Below are 19,189 nucleotides of genomic sequence, written 5' to 3' on the forward strand. Positions count from 1 at the left end.
CCGGCAGGGGATGGGATAGGGGGCAGATAATCAGGCTTTAATGGTCGTTTCAACCAGGTCGGCCAGTTTTTCGGCAGCACGACGCTGCTGGAGGTTGCGAGCACCTTCTGCGGCCCGCTTCAGCTCTTCAGGGTGGTTGAAGAGATAGGTCAGATGCTTGCACAGCGCAGAGGAGGAAAAGTCACGCTGACGGACCATCCAGCCGCCCCCCGCCTGTTCCATCGCTTGTGCATTGACACCTTGCTCATCAGAGGCAGCGATGGGAAGCGGCACGAGGATGGAGGGACGGCCCGCCATAGCCAGCTCTGCTACCGAGGAGCCACCAGCACGCCCGATGACGAGATGGGCTTTCCCCAGTTCGGCGGCTACATCGTCAATGAAAGGCGTAACAGTCGCCTTAATGCCGACTTGCTTATAAATGCCGGACAGGACAGGGACCATGTCCGCATGGGCCTGCTGAGTGACATGGAGGCGGAAGCGGAAGGATGCCGGCAAGTTGCAGAGTGCCTGAGGAACAACAGAACTGAAAATTTCTGCCCCTAATGAGCCTCCCCAAACCAAAAGATTGATTGGTTCGTTACTGAACATGTTTGGGGTGGTATATTCCGTATCGGCCAGAGCCTCGATAGAGGGGCGGACTGGCATACCCGTCTGCATAACCTTCCGGCCTGCTGGTAGGCGGGCGACCCGCGGGTAGGACGTGGCGATGGCATCGCTGAAGCGGGCTAGAAGGGCATTGGCTTGCCCTAGGATGGCATTGCCTTCGTGGATGATGAGGGCGGGGCGTTTGCCTATCTTCAGGCGGCTACCCAGCAGGGGAGGAATGGATGGATATCCGCCAAATCCGACCACAGCGGCTGGTTGGTATCCAGCTACGATCTGGCGACCGCCAAGGCAGCTCCAGAGTAGGCTGCCTATGCCTTTGAGCTTGTCGAGAGGTTTTTTCCCGGCCACACCACTGCTTTTGAGAACATAGCGGGGGGAGTGGGCAAAGGCACCCAGTTCTGCCCGGGTGTTGCGGGCATCGGTTACGAGAATGGTCTGATGCCCCCGGCGTTGAAGTTCTGCCCCTAGTGCTTCAGCAGGGAAGAAATGGCCACCAGTACCGCCAGCGGCGATGAGGATTGTTGCGTGTTTCATCAGATGCGATCCTTTGAGGATGACGTGGTTAGACGGGGGGTTGTTTCTATTGGAGAGGGATCAGGCGTAAAGGGGCCTGCCTCCACGCGATGGCGGGTTAGTGCCAGAACCATGCCAATGGTCAAGGCTACGGAGAGGGCTGAACTCCCCCCGTAGGAAATAAAGGGCAGCGTCATACCTTTGGTGGGAATGAGGTGCAATGACGAACCCATATTGACGAAGGCCTGTAGGCCGAACCCGGTGATCAGCCCGCTTGCCGAAAGGATGATATAGGGCTTCTTCTCTTCCAAAAGGCGGTTGAGAGTGGAAAATACGAGTGCGGTAAATATAGCAATGATGAAGAGGCACATCACGAAGCCATATTCCTCACCCGCTACGGAAAAGACGAAGTCAGCATGTGCATCGGGCAACAGGTCTTTTACCCGGCCTTCACCCGGCCCCCGGCCTAGCAGACCACCATTGCCGAAGGCCCGCATGGAGGTATCAATCTGGTAATGATCCCCCACATCTGGGTGGAGAAAGCGTTGCACGCGGGAATGGACATGGTCGAACACTAAATAAGCCACCCCGAAGGCACCCAGAGCCGCCGAGACAAGCATCCCAAAAACAACGATGGGGAGGCCATCAATAAACAGCTGGGTGATGAACACCATGCTGATGACCGAAAGCATCCCGATATCCGGCTGTGCCTGAAGCAGAGCGGCAATGACGATATAGACCCCGCAGGCTACTATCCTCCCCGGGAAACGCCACCCGTTGGAGAGCCGTAGGGTATGACGCAGGCTTAGCAGCAGCCCTGTTACAACGGCGAAGCAGGGTTTAAGAAACTCAGAGGGCTGGACAGACATCAGGGGTAGAGCGATCCAGCGTCTTGCCCCTTTGATCTCCATACCATGGACGAGTGTTAGGAAGGTGGCCCCCAGTGCTACGATCCCTCCCATGACGGCAATCCGACCAATCATGCGGGGGCTAAGCCGTGAGGTTATAACAACGACCGACCCGGCAAGGGTCAGAAAGACCACCTGCTTGAGGATGAACATGTTCCGGGAGGCCCCGATGCGATGCGCCACGGCGGGGCTGGCAGCCAGCATAAGGATATATCCCAGCGCAATAAGGGCGCCGACACAGCTTAGGCTGACATGGTCGAGGCTACGCCACCATTGGGCCTTCTGGGAACTGTCGGTGCGGTCGGTGAGGGCCATCAGCAGGGTTCCTCCGCACAGAGATGCCGGGCCAATGTCGCAAAGGTCGTGCCTCGTTCCTCGAAATTGCGGAACTGGTCAAAACTGGCACAGGCCGGGGAAAGCAAGATGGGTAGGGCCTCCTGCGCCTGGGCGAAGGCCCAGGCGGCACGGGTTGCCTGTTCCAGCGTTTCGCTGATCTCGAAGGGAACGCCATGTGCTGCCAGTGTATCGGCCAGCATTGGCGCATCCTGCCCAATAAGAAAGGCTCGGCGTATATGACCCAAAAGTGGTGCAAGGCTGGCTATGCCGCCTTCCTTGGCGGCGCCTCCAGCAATCCACAGGCTTGCAGGAAAAGCGCGGAGCGCATGGAAGCTGGCCTCGGCGTTGGTGGCCTTACTGTCATTGATGAAGTTGATTCCATTAGCCTGAGCTACAAGCTGGAGGCGGTGGTCGAGCCCGGAAAAACTTTTGATCCCTTGGTTGATCTTCTCTTCCGGGAGACCCAGATGGCGGGCGATGGCTCGGCAGGTTTCGATATTTTGGGCATTATGCTGCCCCGGTAGGAATGGTGCCTCTACCTCTGGCACGGCCTGCGTTATGGCAAGCGTCTGCACCGTAATATCCCGTGCCTCCAGTTGCTGGCGCAGGGCCTCCGCCCACGAGGCGTTTTCTCCCAGAATGGCAAGGTCGCCTTTGGTCATGTTGTCAAAAACATGCGCCTTGGCGTCCAGATAACCTTGCATGGAGCCATGCCGGTCCAGATGATCCGGTGTCAGATTAAGCAGAGCAGAGGCGCAGGCGTGGTAGTTCTTCAGTCGTTCCAGCATGTAGGACGACATTTCGATGACATAGACGCCATCATCGCCCAGAGGGGGCAGGGCAAGGGAGGCTGTGCCAAAATTGCCCCCGCAGCAGGCCGGAATACCCGCCTGTGTGAGGATATGGGTTAACAGGGCCGTGGTGGTGGATTTACCGTTTGTTCCCGTGATGGAGACAAACCGTGCTTGAGACCCTGCTTTGCGGACGACCTGCCAGAGTAGTTCTGCATCTGAGAGGATAGGCACATGTTGTGCTTGTGCCAGTAGAGCCGTGGGGTGTGGTTTGGGCAGGTGGTGAGGGATGCCGGGCGAGAGGATCAGGGCCTCCATGCTTGTCAGGTCCGTAAGGGGGGCCAGAGTCAAGCGAGGGTGGGAGGCAAGGGGGGTGGGTAGCTCCGGCTTGTTGTCATCCCATGCCTGCACGGTTGCCCCCATGCTCAGCAGGGCTTGCACAACGGCAGCTCCATTGCGGCCCAGACCGCAGACAGCGTAACGCTGACCAGCCAGTAGAGTAGTTGGCCATGCTGTAGGAGAAAGGGATGAGGGTGTCATCAGCGTAGCTTCAGTGTGGCGAGACCACACAGCCCCAGAATGATGGCGATGATCCAAAAGCGGACGACGATCTTCGGCTCCTGCCAGCCTTTCTTCTCAAAATGGTGATGCAGGGGAGCCATGAGGAAGATGCGTTTCCCCGTGCGGCGGAACCAGAAAACCTGAATGATGACAGAGATGGTTTCCACCACAAACAGCCCGCCAACGAGGCAGAGGACTAGCTCGTGCTTTACAGCAACGGCCACGGCCCCCAGAGCCCCACCGAGTGCCAGAGAGCCCGTATCCCCCATGAAAACTTCAGCCGGTGGGGCGTTGAACCAGAGGAAGCCTAACCCGGCCCCAATCAAGGCGGCGCAGAAGATGCTCAGTTCCCCAGTGCCGGGAACATGATGGAGCTGGAGGTAATCCGCAAAGACATGGTTACCGACCAGATAGGCGATTAGAGCGAAGACCAAGGCTGCGATGATGGAGGGAACTGTGGCCAGTCCGTCCAGCCCGTCCGTCAGATTCACGGCATTGCCGAAACCAGTGATCGTGACCATCGCAAAGAGTGGGAAGATATAGCCAAGATGGAGAACGAAGGTCTTGGCGAAAGGGAAGGCAACAGCATTGCGTAGGTCGGGTGGTGTCAGGGCTTCCATTGCGATACCGGCGAGGCAAGAGATCAGAAACTCGCCTCCTAGTCGGACTTTTTTGGAAACGCCCTTACTATTACCCTTGGCCAGCTTGAGATAGTCATCTGCAAAGCCAATGGCTCCGAACCCTAACGTCGTAAGCAGCACAGCCCAGACAAACCCGTCATACAGATCAGCCCAGAGCAAGGTAGAACAGGCTAGAGAGAAAAGGATGAGGCCGCCACCCATAGTGGGGGTACCAGCTTTTTCTAGTATGTGTCGCTCCGGTCCGAGGGCACGGATGGGCTGCCCCTGCCGCTGGATGCGCTTAAGCTGGGCAATGAAGGGCTTGCCGAGCAGCAGGGAGATCACCAGTGCCGTTAGGCAGGCGCACCCGGCTCGGAAGGTCATGTAATGCAGCAGATTGAGCAGGCCGCCATGGGAGGAAGAGGGTGCAGCAAGAAGGTTGAAGAGCATCAGGCGGACTCTGGGGCGTGGGGTGTTGCAGGTACAGGCTGCTCCAGCAGCGCAATGAGGGCACGCATATTACTGCCCAGACTTCCCTTTACGAGCAGCACATCCCCGTCTTGCAGGGCGGGTTGCAGTAAGGAGGCAAGCTGGGCTGAAGTTTCAGCATATCCCCCCTGTAGGGAAGGAGGAAGGGCCTCGTAAAGGGATTTCATATGCGAACCACAGCAGAATGTTAGAATATTATGCTTTGTTAATGGCTCAGAGAGGGCGCGGTGCTCGGCATCGGCAAATTGGCCTAGTTCTCTTATGTCGCCCAAAGCAGCAAGATGTCGTCCGGCTGGCATGAGGGCTAGCGTTTCTATGGCGGCGCAGATGCTTGGGCCAGAGGCGTTATAGCTTTCATCCAGCAGTGTGACATTGCCAGGTAACAGGCGTTGCTGGCCTCGTCCGGCCTCGGGGAGGAAATGGCGCAAAGCATCGGCACCTGCCGCTGGGGAGAGGCCCAGTGCAGCGATGACGCCAAGAGCCAGAGCTGCATTGCGGGCCAGATGCGGGCCGGGGGGCTTGAGCTCCACATAGACTTCCCCTTGTGGCGTAAGAAGACGGAAATGACTGCCTTCTGCCGTACAGGCGAGGTCTGTTATCTGAACAATAGCCTGCTCTGTCATGCCTATCTGCCAGAGGGGTGTGCTAGCAGGCAGAGCGTCTTTCAGGCGGGTAAGGCCCTGTGATTGTTCCGGGCAGAGGGCAATGCCAGAGGCGGGCAGAGCGGCAAATAGGGCAGCTTTTTCTTTCGCAATGGCGTCTATGCTGCCCATATGGCCTAGATGGGCGTTACCGATGGTAGAAATAACGCTGATATCCGGCCGTATCTGAGCGGCCAGTGGGGCGATCTCACCGGGGTGGTTCATGCCCACTTCACTGATGCAGAAGCTAGCTTCTTTTGGCAGGCGGGCGAGTGTTAGAGGCACGCCCCAATGGTTATTGAAGGACGCTACGGAGGCATGAACCTGCCCGTAAGGTACAAGGGCCGTGGCGAGCATGTTCTTGGTGGTTGTTTTGCCCACACTACCCGTGATGGCGATGACTTTGCCGGTGAACTGGCTACGTCTGTACCGCCCCAAGTCTTCCAGTGCCCGCATGGTGTCATCGACTTGTAGCAGGCGGGGGTCATCTGTCAGACCTACCTCAGAAACGGCGGTTTTATCATGGGCCATCACGCAGCTGGCTCCAGCCTCTAGTGCCTGCTTCAGGTAGCGATGTCCGTCCGAATTATGGCCGATCAGAGCAATGAAAAGATCGCCGGGCTGTAGAGTTCGTGTATCGATACAGACACCATGCACTTTCACCTCACCGGGAAGCTGGCCCCGTGTGGCGTCACGAAGCTCTTGGCTGGTCCAGAGGACAGGGCTGGCGGGCATCAGACAAGCTCCTTTGCGAGGGTAGCGGTGAGGGTGCGGTCATCAAAGGGATGTGTCTCCCCTTTGATGATCTGGCCGGTTTCATGACCTTTTCCAGCGATGAGGAGAACATCGCCTTCTTTTAGTCCAGCAAGGGCGGTCTGGATGGCTTGTTTACGGTCGCCGATCTCTTTTGCCTGCGGGGCCGTGGCGAGGATTTCGGCCCGGATGGTGGCGGGCTCTTCGCTGCGGGGATTGTCATCGGTGATGATGACTTCATCAGCAAGATGGGCGGCAATTTGCCCCATGAGAGGGCGCTTGCCTTTGTCACGGTCTCCGCCCGCCCCAAAGACGACAATCAACCGCCCACTGGCATGAGGGCGCAGGCTGAGTAGGACATGTTCCAGCGCATCGGGCGTGTGGGCATAATCCACATAGGCGCAGGCACCGTTTGTCAGGTGGGCAACAGGCTCACAACGACCGGGCACGCCTTTCAGCTGTGGCAGAAGGTTGATGATGGCTTCAGCCTCTTTGTCATTATCCCAGCAGAGGGCCGCTGCCAGCAGGGCATTTTCCGCCTGAAAACGGCCCGGTAGCGGGAAATGTAGCGAAGGTAAGGTATGGCCATGTAGCTGAAGTGTTAGATCCATGCCCTGTGGGGTCGGGATGGCTTCAACAATGCGGATAGTCTTTCCTGTTGTACCGACCGTGCGAAGGTTCAGTTTCCGGCGTGTGGCAATCTCGCAGAGGGCTTGATAGCTTTCGCTATCCATATCGCTATTGACGACAGCCCGGCCCCCTTCTGGCAGTAGTTTTTCAAATAAATGCAACTTGGCGTGCCGGTAGGCTTCCAGCGTGTGGTGATAGTCCAGATGGTCCCGTGTGAGGTTGGAGAACGCCGCTGCCGTGATGGCAACACCATCCAGCCGGTGTTGTTGAAGCCCATGTGAAGAGGCTTCTAGTGCTACATGATTGACGCCATGAGCCTTGAGGGCGGCAAGCGTGTTGGCAAGAGTAACGGCATCTGGTGTGGTTAGGGAGGGCAGAGGGGGAAGGCTGACATCACTAATGAGCCCCAGAGTGCCGAGGCTGGCAGCCTTTTCATGGCGTAGCTGATGGAGTTGGCGGAGAAAATCTGCCGTGCTGCTTTTGCCGTTGGTACCGGTAATGGCAGCAATGTGCTCCGGCTGCGGGCCAGCTAGAAGAGCCGCAGAGCGAGCTAGAAAACGGGCCGGGTCGGGCAGTGTGATGATGAGGGCTGTATGACCGTTTTCCGTTTGCGCCGGCGGATAGTGATGGCCTGCCTCTTCGGCCTGTACGATCGCAGAAGCACCTTGGGCAATGGCTAGGGGGATGAAGTGGCGTCCATCCTGCTTCATGCCTTTTAGAGCTACAAAAATGCAGCCTTTTCCTACGTTCCGACTATCAGCTGTGATGCTGGAAATTTCCGGGTCGTGAAGGAGGGGTGAGGTAAGACCGTGGTGCTGGAGCAGGGAGGAGAGTTTCATGGGGGTGCCTTCATGATGGGGGCAGTAATGGAATTCTGGTTTAGTGCGTATGTTTGGCGCTATGTTTGGCTGCCAGACGGTTGACTGTGGCCGCTCCCGGATCATTCCCGGGGCCAAGTGGATGACGGACACCAGGTGGCACCGGTGGCGTCAACGATAAGGCGAGTTGGTCATCAATCTGCTGGGCTTTGTCTGGCTCCAGCGGGAAGAGCCCCAGCATGGGGGCTGTGCGTGTCACAATGCGGGAGAAGGTAGGGGCGGCAATCCAGCCTGCCGTTGTCCAGCCGTGCGTTTCTGCCGTGCCCTGCGGGGCATCCAGCATGACATAAAGGGCATATTTAGGGTTGTTCATGGGGAACATGCCCGTAAAGGCTGTAATGTTGACGTGCTTTAGATAGCCCCCATGTGCGCCGATCTTCTCTGCCGTACCGGTCTTCCCACCAACAAGATAGCCAGGACTTTCGGCCTTCTTACCGATTCCCTTGGTTACTACGAGACGGAGAATACGGCGGAGAAGTTCGGAGTTCTTGGCAGAAATCAGGTGCGGCCCTTTCTGATCCTCGGCCATGACGACATCATCATTGAGATGATCATGAGCCAGCAGTGTAGGTGTGACGAGATACCCCCCATTGCCGGTACAGGCCGTACCCCTGACAATGGCTAGCGGAGATTCCGCCACGCCGTGACCGAAGCCGACCGTCATGACTGTGGTCTCTCCCCAGTTTTTGAGAGACGGCACCAGAGGCCGCCCCGCCTCGGGAAGTTCAACCGGCACACGGTCCAGAAAGCCCATGTTTTTTAGCCAGTCATGTTGGCGGTCTCGCCCCACATCCAACGCAATATGGGCGGAAGCCGGGTTGGAGGAATAAGCCATAACGGAAGGTAGAGCCAACCATGGGGCGAAATGGTCCGTTTTAAGGTCGGAGATCGTGAATCGGCCAACATGGATGGGAATAGTGGAGAATTGGTCCCAAGGATGGGCCACGCCGAGTTCCAGAGCCATGGCGGCTGTTTGAAGTTTGAAGGTGGATCCCGGTTCATACATGCCTGTTACGGCCCGATTGAAGCGGGCATCGTCTGCGGCATGGGCGAAGTCGTTGGCGTCATAATCCGGGAGGCTGACCATGGCTAGTATTTCCCCGGTATGGACATCCATCAGAATGGCCGAGGCACCAATAGCCCGGAAACGCAGCTTTGCTTCATTGAGCTCATCCCGGACGGCCGCCTGCACCCGGGCATCAATGGAAAGACGGAGCGGTGTATGGTTTGCTAGCAGACGTTGATTGAAGAACTTCTCGACCCCAGCAATGCCGTGATTGTCGATATCCACACTGCCGAGAATCTGGGCGGCAACATTCCCTAGTGGATAGTGACGTTGTTCGCCATTTTCAAAATAGATGCCGGGGATTCCCAGATTATTGATAGCCAGTTCATCCGTTGGGGCGATGTTGCGGGCCAGATAGACGAATTGTTTTTTCTGCTTCAGGCGGCGGGCCGTTTCTGCCACGTTGAGGTTGGGTAGGATCGTCCGGAGTTTTTTGGCAACGTCCTCCGGCTCAATGATCTCCATGGGGTTGGCATAGACCTGCACGACAGGGAGCGAGAGCGCCAGCGGTTGCCCGTTGCGGTCTACGATGCTGGCACGTTTGATATCAGGGAGAACGAACCCATTGCCCGCCATGGCTTTGGGGTCCGGGTGGGGGATTTCCGGTATTGTGTTGCCAATCTGGTTAGGCAAAGGGGCCATGGGGGCCAGAATGGTCGCAAAAAGTGCCTTTATGGCAACGCCACCATAGAGAAACAGAAATCCCATGCCGAGATAGACCAGCCTATTACGGCTTTTCTCTAGCCAGCTCATGGGGTTCTGCCTGTATTCAAGCCACCAGTTTTTGATACGACCTAGTAAAGATGGCTTCCTCGCCGGCCCATCTTTATGGTCCGGTCCAGGTCTATTGGTCTTGTGGGACGGTCTGGATGCCATAGGGCGTAGGCTCGGCATAAGGAAGGATTAAACGTAGGCGAGGGCCGCCAAAGGGCCGATCAGTCCGCTAGAGGGACAGGCGGAGGCAGCGGGGCGGGCTCGTTCGCAGGGGCCGAAGCCGTGCGGATTCCACTCATATGGCTGCGCTTTGCGGCCTGGTGGGCAGGCAGGTGCCAAGCCACATCCTCTGTTGGCTCGTTGTGCGGATGGTCAGGTGCCGGGTGGGGCTTCCGATGGTTTGGAAGGGCCGTAGTATCCGCAGTGCCATGCAGGTGATGCCGGGGCAGGGTGCCGCTATCCTGGGCGCTGAGCAGTGCTAGACTCCGCTCTAGCTGGCGGTCCGCTTCACCTGCATCATCCTTGCGAGCATGGAGATGCGCAATCTTGCGTTCCAGATGGTCGGCACTAGCCGTAGTCTCCCGCAGAGAGTGCGGTGCAGCAGCCTGCACCATTGCGGCGGCACTCGCCTGATGGGCTGGGGCTGTGAGGGCTGCTAGCTCCTTCTGGGCTTGGCCTTTGCCCGGTGTCATGGGGATGATGCGGTGATCAATAGCCGGAAGGCGTTTCCGCAGGTCTGTCAGCTGCACGAACTGTGTGGGGTCGACCTGGCTCATTTCCGGTAGAACCCGCTGTGCCAGAGCGTTAAGGCGGTCTGGCTGGTTCAGCAGAGCCCATTGTGTGCGCAGGATGGCTGTCTGCTGCTGGATACGACGTGTATCCTCAATGGTTTTTCTGATTTCCTGATTCAGCACGAGAGTTTCGTGTTTCTTCGTATAAAGGAAGAGGCCAGAACCAGCCGCCATAGCGGCACAGAGCAGGGTGACAAAACGAATCATGCGGAAGCTCCATGAACGGGAAGGCGTCGCAGGGCACGCAGGCGTGCACTGCGGGAGCGGGGGTTAAGGTTCAGTTCGTGATCAGTCGGCGTGCGTGGCCGTGTGTGCAGGAGTTCAAAAGACGGAGCTTCTGTCTGCTGCATGGAAAGGGGAGTATGGCGGGAGGGGCCAGCTGTACGGCCAGCTAGCCGGGCAAGGGCCCGTTTTGTCATCCGGTCTTCCAAGGAATGGAAGGTCACGATGCAGAAGACACCTCCCGGCGCAAGAAGTTCTGGTGCAGCGTTGAGCGTCCGTTCTAACTCGCCGAGTTCATCATTCACGGCGATGCGGAGGGCCTGAAAGCTGCGTGTGGCTGGGTCAAAATTAGGTCGCTCTTTCGGTACGGCCTTACGGATGATCTCAGCAAGTTGTCCCGTGGTTTGGATTGGGCCGCTCTGGCGAGCATCGACGATGGCCCGAGCAACACGGCGGGAGCGGCGTTCTTCCCCATAGTGATAGAGGATATCGGCCAGCACACCTTCTTTTTCGCCATTGACGATATCTGCTGCACTTTGGCCGTCAATGCTCATGCGCATATCTAGTGGCCCATCATGGCGGAAGGAGAACCCACGGTCTTCCTGATCCAGCTGGAAGGAGGAAACGCCGAGGTCCAGCACGATACCATTGAGCGGGCCGACATGGCCGACCAGTTCTTTCATGGCACTGAATGTACCCTGGTGAAGGTGTAGTCGCCCCTCGGAGGCTGCTACCAGTGGCTGCCCACGTTTGATGGCATCAGGGTCACGGTCAATAGCATGGACGGTGCAGTTCGCCGCACGAAGCAGGGCACGGCTATAGCCACCACCGCCGAATGTACCATCCAGATACACACCGCCATCCTGCGGGTTCAGGCTCTCCAGCACTTCCGGTAGCATGACTGGGAAATGACCCTCCTGCCGCATTTCTTCAGCAATTTGGTAGGCGTAGGTCATAGTGCTGTTCTTTCTCTGGTCTCGGCGTGCTGCTTACGGTGGCCGAGTTCCCGCGTGCGGCTGCGGGCCTGTTTCCGGCGCTCCTCTGCGAGAGTGGGGTTCCATATCTGGAAGACACGGCCCAGCCCCATGAAGCTGACATCGTCCTCCAATCCGGCATGTTCTTTCAGTGCTTTTGGTAGGCTGACCCGTCCTTCTTTGTCGCAGTCCAGCGGATAGGCATCAGCGTAGAGGCTGGTGGCCAGATCATCATGATCTGCCGAGAAAGGGTCATATTCATCAAGAGCACCAGAAAAGGCGAAGAAGGCGGAGGCGGACCAGCCTTCCAGACAATCATGGAGGTGGGACGGCCTGATGATCATTAAGGCCTCACCCGGCCGTGCTTGCTCACGCAGAACGGCACGGAAAGGGGAAGGAATGGAAATGCGTCCTTTGGCATCCACACGGCTGGCATGGGTTCCGAGAAACATGGTCATGGTCTGAAACGTTTCCCCTCCCTGTCTGTCATGGGTGGACACACTCCTGCACCTTTATGGTGGGAACTCATGGGGTATCATGGGATTTTATGGGACGTCAAAGTTTTATTACGGAAAATGACATCGGAGCGTTGTTTTATTGTATAGTATTCTAGATAGGCGCGATGTGTGTTGTATTTATTAAAAAAATATTTCTTTATATTATGCTTTATAACATCGCCTTGTATTGGGCAGTAAGTGCGATAATCTGGCAGACAAAGAGGGCTATCCTGATAGTATAGCCTTGTGCACGAGGTGTAATGAAGGCCTTTTGCAAGGTATTAGACGTGTTTTTGTCTAGGGGGAGGCTTGGTAAATAAAAGGGCCAGATGGTCTGTAAGCCGGGTTCTGTCCTACCTCACATGTAATGAGGTGGGGCGATCATTCCTCTGGGATGTGTCTTGCGACACACCTCACGCAACCAACCCGAATGACAGGGCAGGACCCCTCAGCCATTTCTGGCTTGTCATTCCTATTCGGTCTTGCTCCCGGTGGGGTTTACCATGACCGCCGCTGTTACCAGCCGCGCGGTGCGCTCTTACCGCACCGTTTCACCCTTATCCGCATTATCCCCCCATAAAAGGAGGAAACAGGCGGACGGTATTGTTTCTGTGGCACTGTCCCTAGGGTCGCCCCCGCCGGCCGTTAGCCGGCACCGTTTTCCTGTGGAGCCCGGACTTTCCTCCCTGTTCCGTAAGGAACACAGCGATCGCCCGACCATCTGGCTGGGGTGCTTATGCCTGCCTGCCGGGGGCGGGTCAAGCGGCAGGCAGGATGAGTGGCATTATCAGGGTGTAAGAAGGTGGTACATGTCGGGTGAGCCTGCATCTGTCATGATGCTCTGGCCTGCACGATCTACCCGGACATGAAAGAGCAATTCTGCTGAAGGTTTGTCCCCGGGGCACCCGTTCCCATGCCGTCCCAATACGTCAATTGTGGGTGTGTTCACGCTGCTGTCACCGTTGACAACCATAACGAGGCAGCGTCTGGGCAGAGGGGTCAGCCCTTTGCGGGTGATGAGGGTCCGTAGATGTTCCACAAGGGCGGTATTGTCGAACCAGCTTAGCTTGCTGAAGGTGAATTGGTCATACAGGCTGTCCAACACTCCCGTTCGGACGACAAAGAACATGAGCAGAAAGGCCGGTAGCAGAACGACGAGCCGCCGGATGATATGCTGCTTTAGGGAACGGGGTTGCTTCGGGCGGCGGCGGCCGAGACGGGGAGGGGTGGTTGGTTCGGTCATGATAGGTCTGCCCCATGAGAGTGATGAAGAATACAGAGGCTGGATAGGCAAAACCGCCCTGCCAGGGAGGCAGGACGGTTCTGGGAGCCATATGGCGGAGTGGCCAGAGTGTGATCCGGTCAGGATCAGTCGGCCATGTCCTCATGCCAAGAATCGCCTGTTGTAGCGATAAAGTGGCGTGCTTCTTCCGGCCCGTAGCTCCCAGCGGCATAATGAGCCATTGGCACTTTGTTGGCAGCCCATGTCTTCAGTGTCGGCTCGACCCATGCCCATGCGGCTTCTACCTCATCACGACGGATGAAGAGTGCCGGATAACCACGGACGGCATCCAGCATGAGGCGTTCGTAGGAATCCGGGATGAGGGAGCCATCAGCCGGGGCGAATTTGCCGGACATGCTGCCGTGTTGGAGGTCGAACCCAGCAGCGGAAGGATTCTTGATGTTCAGAGCAAGTCCAAACCCTTCATCTGGCTGGAGACGGATGACCAGACGGTTGGAGGCAGCAGATGAGCCGAACAGGGAGGAAGCAGACTTCCGGAAGGTCACGATGACCTCGCTAACCTTTTTGGTCGAACGCTTGGCCGTGCGGATGTAGAAGGGCACACCCTTCCAGCGTGGCGTGTCGATATAGGCCCGCATGGCGGCGTAGGTCTCGGTGTGGCTGTCTTCGCCCAACTCTTCCAGATAACCCGGAACCGGCTTACCCTTCATTTCACCTTTGATATACTGAGCACGGACCGTCTCGCTAGCCACTTTGTCTTCCGGAATGGGACGTAGGGCCTTCAGGACATTCACTTTGGCATCACGGACTGTATCTGCCTCAAGGTCCGCAGGAGCTTCCATAGCGCAGAGGCTGAGAACCTGCAGCAGATGGTTCTGGATCATGTCCCGCAGAGCACCGGATGTGTCGTAATAGGCAGCACGGCCTTCTACGCCTACAGTCTCGGCAGCGGTGATCTGGATGCTCTGGATGTGTTCAGCAGACCAAATGGCATTGAAGATAGGATTAGCAAAGCGCAGGGCGATGATATCCTGCACGGTTTCCTTGCCCAGGTAATGGTCAATGCGGAAGATCTGCTTTTCATCAAAGAAGCGGCTTACGCCATCATTGATAGCTTTGGCGGAGGCACTGTCCGTTCCGATTGGCTTCTCCAGTACGACGCGGGACTGCGGAGTGATGAAACCGAAACGGTGGAGATTCTCGCTGATGGCTTCGAAAAGCTGCGGTGCCGTGGAGTAGTAGAAGACACGGATGCGATCAGCCGGAGACTGGTCCAGAACGGCCTTCAGGTCGTCCCAGTTATGGTCGCTCTTTGTGCCATCCAGCGTGACATAATGCACTTTTTTGAGAAAGCGTTCGATCAGCTCGGCATTTTTATGCTGTTCTGGCAGGAAGGTTTCCAGAGCTTCACGCGCCCGGATAATGTACTCATCACGGGACAGGGAAGAGCGGGCGGTCCCGATGATGCGGGCTTCCTCCGGAACATGCCCGATACGGAGCTGATTGTAGAGGGCCGGGAGCAGTTTGCGCATCGTCAGATCGCCCGTGGCGCCGAAGATGACGTAGTCAAACGGTGCGGTCTGCTGAGAGTGGGCCATGATAAGGCGTACCTTTCCTGTCTGGAAACTCTGGTGAGACATTAGGTCTGTCTCTAGTCTTGTTTCTGCCCTTCTTTTAGAGCCTGTCTCATGTCCCATTCAAGCCATAACCGGAGGAATGGGGGGCAGTAACGGATGGAAAAATATCCTTGAAGCTTCGAAAAAAAGGCGCAGTAGGCAGCGGGGTGATGCAGGGAGGGGCGGGCGTATAGGGTGTTGGGCAGTCCGCAACCATGTATTCACATTTGCGTTTTTCCCACTTTGCGGCTTTTCTTGTGCCCGAATGGGGCGTCTTCCGCTTGCGTGGCGTATCAAGAAAACGTCTTTGCGGTGGCATGGTATTGACCATGCCCATAAGGGAGCGATAAGCCGCCCTGTAACCCGGTGTCTGAGCAGAGTTGAGGAGTATGGTTATGGGTATGGGAAGTGGTGACGAAGGGGCCGTAACGGGCGGTATTGCGGTGGATCGTCTGCGGTCCATCATCGACCGTGTCGAACGTCTGGAAGAAGAGCGCAAAGCGCTTGGTTCTGATATCCGTGATGTGTTCCAGGAAGCAAAATCAGCTGGGTTTGATGTCAAGGTCGTCAAGCAGCTGCTTAAGCTGCGTAAGCAGGAGCCGGCCGAGGTGGAAGAGCAGGAGACGCTGCTGGATATCTACCGCCGTGCGTTGGGCATGTAAGCGAACCTGTTTTCTGGTTTGTTATTCAAGAAAAGCCTTTCTTTGCTGGTTCAAGGAGCCCGCAGAGAAAGGCTTTCTTTTTGTGTGGCTTATGCGGGTTGTCAGGCGGGCAATTCCATATGGGTTTTGCAGGCCTGTTGCAGAACAGTGATGAAGTGATGGATCAACGGTGGCTGTTCGCCCATCCGTATGCCTATGGCGAGCGTAGCATGGGGGGCTGGTCGGGCGATTTTGTGGAAGGTCACACCCCCTGTATGAAGCTGGTGCAGGGATTGCGGAACGATGGATACGCCCAGTCCAGCGGCAACTAGCGGGATAGTACCGGCAATCTGCGGTGCCTGCTGGCCAAGGGAAGGGGTGATACCAGCATCTCTGTAGGCTGCAAGAATGGCATCAAAAAAACCCGGTCCTAACTCACGAGGGAAGATGATGAGCGGCTCGGCAGCTAGTCTGCTGAGATGTATTTCCGGCAGGTTTGTGAAGGGGTGACCTTTGGGTAGGGCGATCAGTGTTGGTTCGTCTAATAGAGGGATGACTCGTACATTGGCTTGATCGGGAACAGGCGGACGCAGGATTGTGATGTCCATGCGGTAAGAAAGCAGGGCTTCGCATAAGGCGGGTGTATTGCTTTCCTCCAGCGAGAGGGTAACGCCCGGCGCAATATTGCTGAACTGCCGGATGGCGAAAGGAATGCTGGGCAGGAGAGGAACCGCACCGGCCAGTCCGATGCGGAGATGGCCCTTCTTGCCTTGGGCGAGCCCGTGAGCGTCCTCAATGAACTGGCGGCGGAGATCGAGGATCAGCCGTGCATGAGGTAGGAGGGTAAGGCCAGCCTCTGTCAGGCTCACCCCACGGGGCTGGCGGCGGAAAAGCGAGACGCCCAGCGAGCTTTCCAGACGGCGGATCTGCTGGCTGAGAGGAGGTTGCTCCATGCCAAGTTTTTCAGCGGCTTTTGTGATGTTGCCGGTCTCGGCAATGGTGACGAAATAGCGGAAATGACGGATATCCATAAGCCATATATAAAATATATGGAGACAATGAAAACTATATATTTGTAGGAGTTTATGTCCTGCCTTACAGAAAGGAGCATTCACAACGCAGGGGGCAATATGACTCGACCTTCAGGTGTAAAGCCAAACCGTCTCTTTCAGACATCAACGATGGCTGCTTTGCTGGATGCCGTTTATGATGGGGAGATGACGCTGGGCGAGCTGGTTCAGCATGGTGATTTCGGTCTGGGGACATTCGATGCTCTGGATGGCGAAATGATCGTGACGGAAGGCGAGGTCCGTCAGTTCCGCTCCGAGGGGATCGCCTCTGGCACAACGGCGGATATGAAGACACCGTTTGCCTGTGTGACTTATTTTGAGCCGGAAAAAACGGTTACAATCGATAAGCCCATGGGCAAGGAAGAGTTTGAAGAGCTCGTCAATGGGCTTATCGACAACCCCAATCTTTTTGGTGCCGTGCGCTTTACGGGAGAGTTTGAGAAAGTCGATACTCGTACGGTGTTCTGCCAGCACAAGCCTTATCCGGGCATGCTGGAGGTTGTTGCTAAACAGCCGACATTCCGCATGGGTGAGATCAGTGGCGTGATGCTGGGTTTCCGTACACCTCCCTACATGCAGGGGATCAACGTTGCTGGCTATCACCTCCATGTCCTTAGTGACGACCGCAAGCATGGTGGCCATGTGACAGATTACCGTGTGAAGTCCGGTAAGCTGGAAGTTGCTCGCATTTCCGATCTGGAGATTTCCCTCCCGAAGACGGAAGATTTTGCCAAGGCTGATCTTCAGCCAGCTGGTCTGCATGAGGCCATCCGTACGGCAGAAGGCGGCTAAGGGTTCCGTCCCCAGGTTGAGACAGACTACACAGGCCCGTCTGGTGTTTTCAGGGCGGGCATGATCAGGAAAAGCATCATGACACAGAAAAAATCTCACAAGGCAGCACAGACAGCCGCCGATCTGATCGTCCGCAATCTTGAAGCCCACGGTGTTGATCATATCGTTGGTATTCCCGGTGCAAAGATCGACCGCCTCTTTGAGGCGCTGGAAGATTCCCCCATCCGCACGATTGTTGCCCGCCATGAGCAGAACGCTGTCTTCATGGCCGGTGGTATTGGCCGTCTTACGGGCAAGGCTGGTGTGGCTATTGCAACATCTGGCCCCGGTGTTTCCAATCTGGCGACCGGCCTGGCAACGGCAACATCTGAAGGCGACCCGGTCCTGACAATCGGCGGTGCTGTTGGGCGTGCTGACCTGCTGAAGCTGACCCACCAGAGCATGGATACGGTCAGCATGCTGCGCCCAGTGACGAAATATAGTGCAGAGATCGGGGCCCCGGCTGCTACGTCAGAGGTCATCGCTAATGCGTTCCGCGCTGCTGAAAGCCCCCGTCAGGGTGGTGCTTTTGTTAGCGTGCCGATGGATGTGCTGAATGCTGAGATCACCGAAGATTATCCGGTGATGGGCAACCGTAATGCTGTGAAGCAGGGGCCGGCTCCGGAAGATGTCATCAAGGACGCTGCCGCTACGCTGAAGAAGGCTAAAAAGCCGGTTGTCCTGCTGGGCATGAAGGCTAGTAAGCCAGAGAATGCTGAAGCTATCCGTGCATTTTTGAAGAAGACAAACCTGCCGGTTGTGGGCACTTATCAGGCTGCTGGTGCTGTCTCCAAAGACCTGGTCTCCCGTTTTGGTGGGCGTGTTGGGCTGTTCCATAACCAGTATGGTGATTATCTGCTGGATGAAGCTGATCTGGTCATTGCCATCGGTTACAACCCGATCGAATATGATCCCTGCCTGTGGAACAGGAAGGCCGCACGGCCGATCATCAATATTGATGTTGTTCCGGCTCAGCTGGATAATGCCTTCAATCCCGAGATTGAGCTGATCGGCTCCATCGCTCTGACAATGCAGCATCTGACCCGTGAGACAGGGGCTCTGACATCCGGTGCTGCGCTGGATAAGATTCTGGAAGTTTACCGTGCTTCCCAGAAGGCCGCTTTTGCTAAGGCAAAAAGTACCCAGCAGGGAATGCTCCATCCGCTTGAGGTCATCAAGGTGATGGAAGATATCGTGGCGCAGGACATCACGATCTGTCTGGATATGGGGTCTTTCCATATCTGGCATGCACGCTTCCTTGAGGTTTTCCGTGCCCGCCAGATGCTGATCAGCAATGGCCAGCAGACAATGGGTGTGGCCCTGCCGTGGGGTATGTCCGCCAGCATCGTGAACCCATCCCAGAAGGTTATTTCCGTCTCTGGGGATGGTAGCTTCATGATGTCTTCTATGGACCTGGAAACGGCTGTTCGCCTGAAGAGCAATCTGATCCATATCATCTGGGTGGATCAGCACTTCAACATGGTTCGTATTCAGGAAGAAAAGAAGTACGGGCGTGATGCTGCCGTGGCCTTCGGCCCGATTGACTTTGCTGCCTTTGCCCGTTCCTGCGGTGCCAAAGGTATCAATGTTAACAGCGTGGATGGCCTGAAGGCTGCTCTGCGTGAGGGTATGGAAACACAGGGTCCGGTAGTGATCGCCGTTCCGGTCGATTATGCTGATAACCCAGCTCTGATGAACCCGCTGCCGGAACTTTCCAAGTAAGGCGGTCTCATCCTTGTTTGATGAGGTAGGGTTGTAAAGAAGAGGGGGCGTCTTTTGGCGTCCCCTCTTTTTATAG

16 protein-coding genes and 1 other RNA gene are annotated in these 19,189 nt (G+C 56.6%); 3 read left to right on the top strand and 14 right to left on the bottom strand.

The window, feature by feature from the left end; genetic code table 11:
- Positions 1–30 precede the first annotated feature (30 nt).
- The 13 genes from murG to zwf all read right to left on the bottom strand — a co-directional run bounded on the left by murG (position 31) and on the right by zwf (position 14,831).
- Complete coding sequence (murG, locus tag CPA57_RS00375; RefSeq protein ID WP_182080539.1) at positions 31–1,140, bottom strand: undecaprenyldiphospho-muramoylpentapeptide beta-N-acetylglucosaminyltransferase; 1,110 nt, start codon at positions 1,138–1,140, stop codon at positions 31–33.
- Positions 1,140–2,342: an FtsW/RodA/SpoVE family cell cycle protein gene (locus CPA57_RS00380; protein WP_182080541.1), complete on the bottom strand. Its 1,203-nt coding sequence runs from the start codon at positions 2,340–2,342 to the stop codon at positions 1,140–1,142. The genes murG and CPA57_RS00380 overlap by 1 nt, the downstream gene beginning before the upstream one ends.
- Positions 2,342–3,694, bottom strand: a complete 1,353-nt coding sequence (gene murD / locus CPA57_RS00385) for a UDP-N-acetylmuramoyl-L-alanine--D-glutamate ligase (protein ID WP_182080543.1) — start codon at positions 3,692–3,694, stop codon at positions 2,342–2,344. The genes CPA57_RS00380 and murD overlap by 1 nt, the downstream gene beginning before the upstream one ends.
- Entirely contained in the window at positions 3,694–4,785 is a 1,092-nt protein-coding gene (gene mraY, locus CPA57_RS00390; RefSeq protein ID WP_182080545.1) for a phospho-N-acetylmuramoyl-pentapeptide-transferase, read from the bottom strand. Before mraY ends, murD begins: the two co-directional genes overlap by 1 nt.
- Positions 4,785–6,200, bottom strand: a complete 1,416-nt coding sequence (locus tag CPA57_RS00395; RefSeq protein ID WP_182080547.1) for a UDP-N-acetylmuramoyl-tripeptide--D-alanyl-D-alanine ligase — start codon at positions 6,198–6,200, stop codon at positions 4,785–4,787. The genes mraY and CPA57_RS00395 overlap by 1 nt, the downstream gene beginning before the upstream one ends.
- Entirely contained in the window at positions 6,200–7,687 is a 1,488-nt protein-coding gene (locus tag CPA57_RS00400; protein WP_182080548.1) for a UDP-N-acetylmuramoyl-L-alanyl-D-glutamate--2,6-diaminopimelate ligase, read from the bottom strand. Before CPA57_RS00400 ends, CPA57_RS00395 begins: the two co-directional genes overlap by 1 nt.
- A gap of 40 nt (positions 7,688–7,727) precedes the next feature.
- On the bottom strand, positions 7,728–9,545 hold the full coding sequence (locus CPA57_RS00405; protein WP_229709132.1) for a peptidoglycan D,D-transpeptidase FtsI family protein: 1,818 nt from the start codon (positions 9,543–9,545) through the stop codon (positions 7,728–7,730).
- A gap of 182 nt (positions 9,546–9,727) precedes the next feature.
- Complete coding sequence (gene ftsL, locus CPA57_RS00410; protein ID WP_182080552.1) at positions 9,728–10,504, bottom strand: cell division protein FtsL; 777 nt, start codon at positions 10,502–10,504, stop codon at positions 9,728–9,730.
- Positions 10,501–11,445, bottom strand: a complete 945-nt coding sequence (gene rsmH / locus CPA57_RS00415) for a 16S rRNA (cytosine(1402)-N(4))-methyltransferase RsmH (protein WP_182081734.1) — start codon at positions 11,443–11,445, stop codon at positions 10,501–10,503. Before rsmH ends, ftsL begins: the two co-directional genes overlap by 4 nt.
- Before the next feature lie 26 nt (positions 11,446–11,471).
- A complete protein-coding gene (gene mraZ / locus CPA57_RS00420) occupies positions 11,472–11,951 on the bottom strand; it encodes a division/cell wall cluster transcriptional repressor MraZ (RefSeq protein ID WP_182080554.1) in 480 nt (159 codons plus the stop codon).
- Between the two features lie 360 nt (positions 11,952–12,311).
- Positions 12,312–12,715, bottom strand: an RNA gene (rnpB, locus tag CPA57_RS00425) — RNase P RNA component class A.
- Positions 12,716–12,777: 62 nt separating this feature from the next.
- Positions 12,778–13,233 carry a hypothetical protein gene (locus CPA57_RS00430; protein ID WP_195805385.1) on the bottom strand — a complete coding sequence of 152 codons (456 nt, stop codon included), beginning with the start codon at positions 13,231–13,233 and terminating at the stop codon, positions 12,778–12,780.
- A 125-nt stretch (positions 13,234–13,358) separates the two neighbouring features.
- Positions 13,359–14,831, bottom strand: coding sequence for a glucose-6-phosphate dehydrogenase (gene zwf / locus CPA57_RS00435; RefSeq protein WP_182080556.1), 1,473 nt, complete (start codon positions 14,829–14,831; stop codon positions 13,359–13,361).
- A gap of 413 nt (positions 14,832–15,244) precedes the next feature.
- Between zwf and CPA57_RS00440 the strand changes: the two genes are divergently transcribed.
- Positions 15,245–15,511, top strand: a complete 267-nt coding sequence (locus tag CPA57_RS00440) for a DUF2312 domain-containing protein (RefSeq protein WP_077395914.1) — start codon at positions 15,245–15,247, stop codon at positions 15,509–15,511.
- Between the two features lie 101 nt (positions 15,512–15,612).
- Here the strand turns inward: CPA57_RS00440 and CPA57_RS00445 are convergent, their stop codons facing one another.
- Complete coding sequence (locus CPA57_RS00445; RefSeq protein WP_182080558.1) at positions 15,613–16,521, bottom strand: LysR family transcriptional regulator; 909 nt, start codon at positions 16,519–16,521, stop codon at positions 15,613–15,615.
- A 99-nt stretch (positions 16,522–16,620) separates the two neighbouring features.
- On the opposite strand from CPA57_RS00445, the gene budA reads away from it, so the two are divergent.
- Together budA and alsS are read left to right on the top strand one after the other, a co-directional pair.
- The gene (budA, locus tag CPA57_RS00450) at positions 16,621–17,352 is read left to right on the top strand and encodes an acetolactate decarboxylase (protein WP_193791526.1); all 732 of its coding nucleotides are present in this window, start codon (positions 16,621–16,623) and stop codon (positions 17,350–17,352) included.
- Positions 17,353–17,430: 78 nt separating this feature from the next.
- Positions 17,431–19,113, top strand: a complete 1,683-nt coding sequence (gene alsS / locus CPA57_RS00455; RefSeq protein ID WP_182080562.1) for an acetolactate synthase AlsS — start codon at positions 17,431–17,433, stop codon at positions 19,111–19,113.
- The last annotated feature ends 76 nt before the right edge of the window (positions 19,114–19,189 follow it).

The organism is Bombella favorum, from assembly GCF_014048475.1.
Classification (GTDB): domain Bacteria; phylum Pseudomonadota; class Alphaproteobacteria; order Acetobacterales; family Acetobacteraceae; genus Bombella; species Bombella favorum.